This is a genomic window from Methylophaga sp. UBA5088 (genome assembly GCF_002414625.1).
In the GTDB taxonomy this organism is placed as follows: Bacteria; Pseudomonadota; Gammaproteobacteria; order Nitrosococcales; family Methylophagaceae; genus Methylophaga; species Methylophaga marina.
Genome location: NZ_DIAC01000065.1, coordinates 7,803 through 9,996, shown reverse-complemented (window position 1 = coordinate 9,996; position 2,194 = coordinate 7,803). Strand labels below are relative to the sequence as shown.

Below are 2,194 nucleotides of genomic sequence, written 5' to 3'. Positions count from 1 at the left end.
AGCCAAACTCTTTCGCTAAAGCTATCTGAGGTTTTCTATTGCGTCCATGAAAGCCATAAAGCTTGCTACGATCGACCCAACCTTCTCGCTCAGGTAAAGTCTCAGGCAGATTTTTGGCACACAATGGTCTGAGTAGTAAGTCATCAGCGCCAGACTCTTCAGAGATAATTGGCATAGTCGATTTACGCTGCGACATGGGACGTTGACCAATCACTTCTCCAGTGATGATGAAATCAAAGCCATTGTGATGATTTTCTTTTATCCACTCGACCGCTTTACTCACCATAAATATTTTACAATCGAGGCATGGGTTCATATTGGCCCCATAACCATGCTTAGGATTCAATAGAACGTCTTTGTATTCTTCTATGACATCTACGATGTGTAATTTAATGCCGAGTTGTTCAGCCACCCAGAGTGCATTGTTTCGTTTTTGTTTATCTTTGTCTTGATTACGAATGGCGTGAGTATGGCCTTCGACACAAAAACCGGTATAAAAATTAATACCCTCTACTTCAATACCTTGTTCCTGCATGACCCGAACGGCGAGCATGGAATCCAGGCCACCTGAAATCAGGGCGACTGCTTTATGTTTTTTTTCCATCATTTTTTCTAAATCTAAGCTGTTCCACCGACAGTCAGTGCGTCAATTTTCAGGGTGGGCTGTCCCACACCGACAGGCACACTCTGTCCTTCTTTACCACAATTACCAACGCCAGTATCTAGTTCTAAATCATCGGCGACCATGGATATACGTTGCATGACCTCTGGTCCATTCCCAATAAGTGTTGCCCCTTTTACCGGTGTAGTAACTTTACCGTTTTCAATGAGATAGGCTTCACTGGTAGAGAAAACAAACTTGCCAGACGTAATATCGACCTGACCACCACCAAAATTAACGGCGTAAATACCTTTCTCAACAGAAGCAATGATTTCTTCCGCTTTGTGGTCACCAGGTAACATGTACGTATTTGTCATACGTGGCATCGGCAAATGCGCATAGGATTCTCTCCTCCCATTCCCCGTACTTGCTTTGCCCATCAGACGGGCATTATGTTTGTCCTGCATGTATCCGGTCAGCTTGCCCTTTTCGATGAGTGTGGTGAATTGCGTTTCAACCCCTTCATCATCAACATTGAGTGAGCCCCTGCGTGATGGCAACGTACCATCATCTACCACGGTACATAAAGGCGAAGCCACTTGCTCGCCCATCTTGCCTGAGAAGGTAGATGTACCACGGCGGTTAAAATCGCCTTCTAAGCCATGACCAACAGCTTCATGTAATAAAACACCTGGCCAACCACTACCTAGTACGACAGGCATCGTTCCAGCAGGTGCAGCCACCGCCTCTAGGTTCACTAACGCTAATCTGACGGCTTCTTTTGCATAGTTAACAGCAAGGTTATTTTGTTGAAAATAACGATAATCCATCCGTCGTCCACCACCAGCACTGCCGCGTTCGCGTCGACCATTGTGCTCAACAATCACGCTGACATTCATGCGTACAAGCGGTCTGATATCGGTGGCATACGTACCATCACTCGCCGCAATCAGGACCGTGTCAATGCCACCAGCCAGGCTAACACTGACTTGTTTAACTCGAGGATCGGCCGCTCTTGCTGCAGCGTCGGCTTCTCGTAATAAGTTGAGTTTTTCAGTCACGGTTAAGGCAAGAATGGGATCATCTGGGGTGTACAGTATTGGGGATTGCTGTTTTTTCCAGACAGCTACGGATTGTTGAGAGCCTTGTCTTGAAATAGCTTGAGCTGCCTTGGCTGCTTTTTGTAAAGCCGGCAAAACCAAATCATCGGAATAGGCAAAACCGGTTTTCTCACCGCTACAGGCTCGGACACCCACACCTTGTTCAAGATGATAACCACCATCTTTGATAATGCCATCTTCCAGCACCCAGTTTTCTTGTCTGGATTGTTGGAAATACAAATCGGCATAGTCAACACCAGCCGTCATGGTTGTAGCTAATGCATTTTCCAGATCGTTATCCGTTAAACCAACAGGAAGCAGGAGTTGCTGTTGTACTTGCTCGGGAATCGAAGCGCTCATTAATACAGAATCATCGGTTATTTAAGATAAACACATGATATCAGATTCTATTGCTGAGCTGGATTCACGACATTGAGTTTAGGGTCGTTCCAGGGTCCCGTTAACTGATAACTGTAGCTAATTAAGTTAATCT

At 45.6% G+C, this 2,194-nt stretch carries 1 protein-coding gene and 1 pseudogene; both read right to left on the bottom strand.

Going from position 1 to position 2,194, the window contains the following annotated elements:
* A pseudogene (locus tag B4K20_RS08350) lies at positions 1 to 604 on the bottom strand (tRNA (5-methylaminomethyl-2-thiouridylate)-methyltransferase); the annotation flags it as partial.
* A gap of 14 nt (positions 605 to 618) precedes the next feature.
* Positions 619 to 2,061, bottom strand: coding sequence for a metalloprotease TldD (tldD, locus tag B4K20_RS08345; protein WP_289243890.1), 1,443 nt, complete (start codon positions 2,059 to 2,061; stop codon positions 619 to 621).
* Positions 2,062 to 2,194 lie beyond the last annotated feature (133 nt).

Bases quoted from the DNA above. Each gene is read 5' to 3' on its own strand.
- tldD (WP_289243890.1), bottom strand. From the start codon at position 2,061: ATGAGCGCTTCGATTCCCGAGCAAGTACAACAGCAACTCCTGCTTCCT.